This is a genomic window from Vicinamibacteria bacterium (assembly GCA_035620555.1).
Lineage (GTDB): Bacteria > Acidobacteriota > Vicinamibacteria > Marinacidobacterales > SMYC01 > DASPGQ01.
The window spans coordinates 1-6,679 of the sequence record DASPGQ010000642.1 but is presented as its reverse complement, the minus strand read 5'-3'; the positions used below and the strand labels follow the sequence as shown (position 1 = coordinate 6,679).

6 protein-coding genes are annotated in these 6,679 nt (G+C 62.7%); 4 read left to right on the top strand and 2 right to left on the bottom strand.

Annotated features, from left to right (window positions below; genetic code table 11):
* Window positions 1-1,445 (top strand): CRTAC1 family protein (locus VEK15_26240; GenBank protein ID HXV64228.1); only part of this gene is annotated, 1,445 nt, incomplete at its 5' end.
* 25 nt (window positions 1,446-1,470) lie between these two features.
* Here VEK15_26240 and VEK15_26235 read toward each other — a convergent pair.
* Entirely contained in the window at window positions 1,471-2,517 is a 1,047-nt protein-coding gene (locus VEK15_26235; GenBank protein HXV64227.1) for a fumarylacetoacetate hydrolase family protein, read from the bottom strand.
* A gap of 85 nt (window positions 2,518-2,602) precedes the next feature.
* Between VEK15_26235 and VEK15_26230 the strand changes: the two genes are divergently transcribed.
* Genes VEK15_26230 through VEK15_26220 form a run of 3 tightly spaced genes read left to right on the top strand, consistent with a single transcriptional unit; the run spans window position 2,603 to window position 5,957 of the window.
* Window positions 2,603-4,330 carry an amidohydrolase gene (locus VEK15_26230; GenBank protein ID HXV64226.1) on the top strand — a complete coding sequence of 576 codons (1,728 nt, stop codon included), beginning with the start codon at window positions 2,603-2,605 and terminating at the stop codon, window positions 4,328-4,330.
* Between the two features lie 3 nt (window positions 4,331-4,333).
* Window positions 4,334-5,572 carry an FAD-dependent oxidoreductase gene (locus VEK15_26225; protein HXV64225.1) on the top strand — a complete coding sequence of 413 codons (1,239 nt, stop codon included), beginning with the start codon at window positions 4,334-4,336 and terminating at the stop codon, window positions 5,570-5,572.
* 13 nt (window positions 5,573-5,585) lie between these two features.
* Window positions 5,586-5,957 (top strand): hypothetical protein, encoded by a 372-nt coding sequence (locus tag VEK15_26220; protein ID HXV64224.1) that lies wholly within the window; start codon window positions 5,586-5,588, stop codon window positions 5,955-5,957.
* Window positions 5,958-5,986: 29 nt separating this feature from the next.
* Here the strand turns inward: VEK15_26220 and VEK15_26215 are convergent.
* Window positions 5,987-6,679 (bottom strand): DUF4058 family protein (locus tag VEK15_26215; protein ID HXV64223.1); only part of this gene is annotated, 693 nt, incomplete at its 5' end.

Below are 6,679 nucleotides of genomic sequence, written 5' to 3'. Positions count from 1 at the left end.
CGGGAAGCGTCGTCGTCGAAGATTTCGATGGAGACGGCTTCGTCGACCTCATGGTCTCCTCGTACGATCCCTGGGAGTCGGTGCGATTGTTTCTGAACCGGGAAGACGGGAGCTTCGCCGAGCATACCGAGGCGGCAAATCTCGAGGGCATCCTCGGCGGGCTCAACATGGTTCAGGGCGATTACGATGACGACGGTGACATCGATGTGCTGCTTCTGCGAGGCGCGTGGCTCGGTCCGGGCGGCCGCCACCCCAACTCGCTTCTCCGGAACAACGGGGATGGAACGTTCACCGACGTCACCTTCGAGACCGGGCTCGGAGACGAGCACTTCCCGACCCAGACGGCCTCATGGGGCGATTACGACAACGATGGTGATCTGGATCTCTACGTGGGAAACGAGACCAACGACGAGCTCGTTGCTCCCGCACAACTCTTCGAGAACCAGGGCAACGGCCGTTTCGTCGACGTCGCCGCAAGAGCGGGTGTCGAGAATCGGCGGTTCGCCAAGGCGGTCGTTTTCGGGGACTACGACGCCGACCGGTACCCCGACATCTACGTATCGAACCTCGACGATGAGAACCGGCTCTACCGGAACCGTGGTGACGGGACGTTCGAGGACGTCGCCGAGGCCCTGGACGTCACGACTCCGCGGCGAAGCTTTCCCGCGTGGTTCTGGGATTTCGACAACGACGGCGCGCTCGACATCTTCGTCTCGGCTTACGAGGCGCTCGTCGAGGACCTGACGAGGTTCTACCTGACGAAGAGCTACCCGCGTGAAAAAGCGCGTCTGTATCGAGGCGACGGCCGCGGCGGCTTCCGCGAAGTTGGCCAGGAGGTGGGCCTGGATGAGCCCTCGGCGCCGATGGGCGCCAACTTCGGCGACCTCGATCATGATGGATTCCCGGATTTCTATCTGGGCACGGGGTATCCACCCTATTTCGCCCTCATGCCGAACGTCATGTACTGGAACCGGGACGGGAACTACTTCGCGAACGTCAGCGCGAGCGGCTTCGGACACCTTCAGAAGGGACACGGCATCGCCTTCCTGGACTTCGATAACGACGGCGACCAGGACGTCTTCGAGCAAATGGGCGGGGCTCTCGCGGGCGACAAGTTCAACGACGTGCTCTACGAGAACCCCGGCTTCGGGAACCACTGGATCACCATTACCCCGGTCGGGGTCGAGTCCAATCGCGCGGCAATTGGGGCGCGAATTCGCCTGGAGCTAGACGGCAGAACGATCTACAAGCACGTCAACAGCGGCGGAAGCTTCGGCGCCAACTCGTTGGCACATCAGATGATCGGGCTCGGGAAGGCTGAGCGCATCGAGCGCCTTCAGATCTACTGGCCGACTACGGATCGCAGTCAGACCTTTGTGGACGTTCCCCTCGACCGCCACATCGTGGTCCGCGAGGGGACCGGTGTTATCTGGGTATTGCCCTGAACATTGCGCCGGCGGACTCCGAGTTTCAAGACGTCGGTGAAGGGGCCTCCATCGGTGTCGTCAGCGTCCCGATGCCCTCGATCTCGATCGAGACGACGTCACCGGGCTTGAGAAACTCCGGAGGCTTTCGGCCCGCACCGACGCCGTCGGGCGTTCCGGAGGCGATGACGTCCCCGGGGTACAGAGTCAGGATCTGGCTGATGTGGTGCACGAGGTGCTCGGTGTCGTAGATGAGGTCCTTTGTGTTGCCGTCCTGGACCACGCGATCGTTGACCTTGGTAACGAGCCGCAGATTCGCGTGGTTGGGAAGAAACTCTCTGGGGGTGATAAAGGGGCCCATCGGCGCCGCGCGGTCGCGGCTCTTTCCCGAGAACCAGTCCGGTCCCTGGAACATGGGGTTGCCGCGGTGCTGGCCGCCGCGGTCGCTCACGTCGTAAACGATCGTGAATCCGAAGACGTGGTCGATCGCGTTCTCGAGCGGAACCCGACTGGCCGCGTTGCCGATGACGATCCCGAGCTCACCCTCCCAGTCGATCTTGTCGCGGCCGGGAGGAATGAAGTAGGGCTCGCCCGGGTCGATGATGCCCGAGCGCGCCGATTTGGCGAACAGGAACGGAAAGTCCTTGTCGGGGTCGACGTTCGCTTCGGTGTTCATCTCGGCGGCGTGCGACCGGTAGTTCGCGGCGGCCGCCAGGAGGTTCCACGGGTACTTGATGGGCGCTTTCAGCGAAACGTCGGCCACGTCATGAGCGAACGCGAGGCCGTCGGTCTTGCCGTCGAGGAAGTTGGCGATCTGGTAGAGGCGCGAACGCACCCGGTCGTACTCCTCGATGAGCTGCTTCATTTCCGTGGGAACGGGCATGGCTCCCAGGCCGGCCTCTCGGGCGATGTAATCGTTGGCGTCCCCGAGATCGAGGATCCGATCCCCGAGGGTGAGGCCGACACGCTCGCCGCGACCCGCGTCGTACGTGGCGAGCTTGAAGGGCGTGTCGGGAGCGTCGGAGACCGTGGTTTGCGCGTGCACGCAGCCGAAGCTCACGGCTAGAGTCAGGAGAATCCATCGTGGGCACATGACGAATCGCACCTCCAAACTTAGAGAGGAGCGAGTGTATGGTAAATGAGCGATATAATCCACCGCTGGTAAGGAGATGGTCCCCATGCATCGCACGATCTGGCTTTTGCTCCTGGCCGTCGCCTGTGCGGCCCCCGACTCTGGCCCCAAAGCCGATCTGATCGTCACGAACGGTCGTGTGTACACCTTCGCCTGGGATGACCCGGCGCCCGATGGCACACCCGCGGCCGACTCTCCCTTCTCAAACGGCGCTTGGCTACCCGACGCGGAGGCAGTGGCGCTCAACGGTGGAAGGATTCTCGCGGTGGGGTCCGAGGCCGAGGTGTCGTCGTTTCGCGACGACAGAACGCGCGTTTTGGACGCTCGGGGCGGCTCGATCCTTCCCGGGCTCATCGACTCGCACACGCACGTGGCCGGGCTCGGTGAGCTCGAGGCGCAGATCAACCTCTTTGGCGTCGAGACCGAGAACGAGGCAGTCGAACGGGTCGTCGAGGCGGCGAAGAACATGCCCGCGGGCGAATGGATCGTAGCCCGCGGTTGGGACGACAGCGACTGGGCGAGCCACTACCCCACGTGGGATCTCCTGAACGAGAGGTTTCCCGACAATCCCGTGGTGATGCGGAGCCTCCATGGCTTCGCCGTGTGGGCGAATCGCAAGGCGTTCGAGGAGGCAGGCATCACCCCCGAAACCGAGCCTCCGAGCGGCGGACGAATCGTGAAGGACGAAAATGGTGAGCTCACCGGAATTCTTCTCGACCGAGCGGGGCGTTTGTTGACCGATGCCATTCCACCGCCCACGGACAAGGAGTACGAGCGTTGGGTGCAGGCGGGTCTCGAACGAATGGCTCGTGACGGCTACGTGGCCGTCCACGAGGCGGGTGTCGATCGGCGTTTGATGACGGCATTCGAGGCGCTCGAGGCAAAGGGAGGCCTTCCGATTCGGGTATACGCGATGCTTTCCGCCCGTGACGGCGACCTGTGTCGCGAGTGGCTGACAAAAGGGCCGGAGCGGGACAACGATTCGATGCTGATCGTTCGCTCGGTCAAAGCGTACTACGACGGGGCGCTCGGCTCGCGCGGCGCCCGGCTCATCGAGGACTACTCCGACATGCCCGGTCACAAGGGAGTTGCCGGGGGCGAATACGGCTTCGACATAGAGCTGGTCGCCGAGATGATGCGGGCGGGATTCCAGGTCGGAATCCACGCCATCGGTGATGCGGGTAATCGCGAGACGCTCGACTTCCTCGAGTCGGTCATCGAGGCGAATCCCGAGACCCGCGATTTGCGCCACCGAATCGAGCATGCTCAGGTCGTACATCCTGACGACTTTCGCCGGTTCGCCGAGCTCAATGTGATCGCCTCGATGGAACCTCCGCATTGCGCCGAGGACAAGAGGTGGGCGGAGGATCGTCTCGGTCCCGAGCGAATCAAGGGGGCTTACGCGTGGAGAACGATGCGTCAGGTGGGCGCCCGGCTCGCTTTCAACTCCGATCTCGCGGGCTCGGATCACGATATCTTTTATGGGCTCCATTCGGCCATCACCTGCCGTGACAAGGAGCTCGTGCCGCCCGGAGGCTGGTATCCGGAGCAGCGGGTGACTCCCGAGGAAGCGGTCCGCGGATACACGATCTGGAATGCTTACGCGGCCAAGCTCGAGAACGAGACCGGAACCCTCGAGCCAGGCAAGTGGGCGGATATCACGATCCTGGATCTCGATCCGCTCGAGACCGGCGGGAAGGATCCGGGAGCTCTGTTCGCAGGCAAGATCATCGCCACGATCGTGGGTGGAAAGATCGTTCACGAAGCGGAGTAGGACATGACACGTATTGCGCGACGAACCTTCATCAAGACGGCCGCCGCGGGAATCATGGGGCCCCGCGTCGTCATGGCCCAGTCGCCGGATTTCGTCGTCGTCGGGGCGGGGGCATTCGGCGCCTGGACGGCTCTTCATCTTCGGGAGCTCGGTCATCGCGTGGCTCTCGTGGACGCCTACGGGCCGGGGAACTCGCGTGCCAGCTCGGGCGGCGAGACGAGACAGATCCGCGTGGGCTACGGTGACCAGGAGCTCTATTCGAGATGGGTCCTGAAAGCTTTCGACCTGTGGAGGGCACGCGAGGAGGAATTCGGCCAGAGGCTCCTTTTCGAGACGGGACGGCTGCAGCTTGCGGCCGAGTGGAGCGATTCCCTGAAGGCCACCCAGCGCGTGCTCGAAAAACTCGGCGTCGGTTGCGAGGTCGTGTCTACCGAAGAGCTCGAGAAGCGCTATCCCCAGATGCGTCCCGAGGGGGTTTCGTTCGCGCTGTTCGAGCCGAGCGCCGCCGTGCTGCGGGCGCGTTTCGCCCTGCAGCGAGTCGCCGAGGCCTTCCAGAAGAAGGGAGGGCAGCTCATCCTGGGACGGGTCGAACCGCCACGCGTCTCAGGGGCTCGCCTCGAGAGCATCCGGCTGACGAACGCGACGTCGCTCTCGGCCGCCACCTATGTGTTCGCTTGCGGTCCGTGGCTTCCGCAGATGTTTCCCGAGACGATGAAAGGCAAGCTGTTCGTCCCACGAAGGGACGTCTTCTTCTTCGGGACTCCACCGGGGGACGATCGCTTCAGCTACCCCAATCTTCCGAATTATTCGGAAAGCGCCTACTATGGCTTTCCCTCGATCGACGGCCGCGGATTCAAGGTGTGTCCCGTGGGCGAGATGACGCCGTTCGATCCCGATCGGGACGAGCGAGTCCCATCCGCCTACCAGCTCCAGCGGGCCCGCGCCTATCTCGCCGAGCGATTTCCCGCCCTCGCGAATCAGCCTCTGGTGGAAAGCCGGGTCTGTCAGCTCGAGATGAGCGTCGACGAGCACTTCATTATCCAGAAGCATCCGAGCTGGTCGAACGCCTGGATCGCGGGAGGGGGCTCGGGCCATGGCTTCAAACATGGACCGGTGCTAGGCGATTACATCGCCCGCCGCGCCTCTGGTGCCGACCCCGAGCCCGAGCTCGAGTCGATCTTCCGCATCAAGTCTTCGAGCTTCGACCCGTCGGTCTACGAGTCCGGCGCGCGGAAGCACTGATCAGGAGGTTACGATGTCCAAGCTCCGCATCCTCGTCTTGATCGCGGCCACCGCCGTGGTCTCCTCTGGCCTCACCGTGGCCGTTCAAGAGCAGCAATCACGCCGCGAGCCCCAGTTCGAGAACGAGCACGTCAAGGTATGGAAGAGTGTCATTGTTCCCAATTCACCCTTGCGCTTGCACCGCCACGACCACGGACGCGCCCTCATCGCTCTCAAAGGCGGAACGCTCAAGGTCATCGATGAGTCGGGAGAGACGGTCGATACCTACGAATGGGAAGACGGCAAGGCGTACTGGCTCGATGCCGACCCTCCGGACGAACAGCATGGCGATCTCAACGAGGGGCCGGAGACGATGGAGGTCATCGTCGTCGAGCTCAAGAAATAGTTCTGGGATATCGTCGAACCGGAGAAACGTCAGGACGAGGGAACGAGCGAGTCCCACCGGTTGAACTCGCGCGCTTGTTCGAGCGCCAGTGGAAGGTCGACGAGCACTTCGAGCTCATCATCGACCTTCCACGAGATGATCGGTAATGGATCGGGCTCGTTCCATCCCCATCCGCGCAGCTTCCTCTGCCCGTCCGAATGAAACGCTGTCCAAGCGTTGCGATCGAACTCCGCCAAACTCGAAAGCGAGGCAGGCAGGATGCGATTCCCTTCGAGCAGCGCATCGATTTCCAGGACGTTGACGCCGGCATCCAGAAGTGCGCTGCGTTTCCGAAGGTGCTTTTCTTGATCGATGCTGCTTCCGAGCCCTTTGTTGGAAGGGGATAGAATCTCCAGCGCCGCGACCACGAGATTCTCCGGAGCGCGACGGATCAGAAGACGGTACCTATTGACAGTCTCTCTCGGCTCTTCGACTTCGATCACCGCTGCCGTTGCACGGCTGACCGACACTTTGGAAGTCGAGGCTGTCGCCTTTTCGGGCCTGGCTGTGGACGCATCCGGCAGGACCGATGCGGTCGCATCGGGCGAGATCAGGATCGCTTCTGATTCCACGAACAGGCGGTACTCTTCCGGTAATTGAAGGCGGAGAAGGCTGCGCATCTGAAGCAACCAATCCTTGTGGAAATACGCCCACAATCGTGCTTTTTCGATGCCGGAAAGTAG

What these genes read in the sequence shown, in the direction of transcription:
- VEK15_26235 (HXV64227.1), bottom strand. Translation starts at nt 2,517, where the DNA reads ATGTGCCCACGATGGATTCTCCTGACTCTAGCCGTGAGCTTCGGCTGC.
- VEK15_26230 (HXV64226.1), top strand. Translation starts at nt 2,603, where the DNA reads ATGCATCGCACGATCTGGCTTTTGCTCCTGGCCGTCGCCTGTGCGGCC.
- VEK15_26225 (HXV64225.1), top strand. Translation starts at nt 4,334, where the DNA reads ATGACACGTATTGCGCGACGAACCTTCATCAAGACGGCCGCCGCGGGA.
- VEK15_26220 (HXV64224.1), top strand. Translation starts at nt 5,586, where the DNA reads ATGTCCAAGCTCCGCATCCTCGTCTTGATCGCGGCCACCGCCGTGGTC.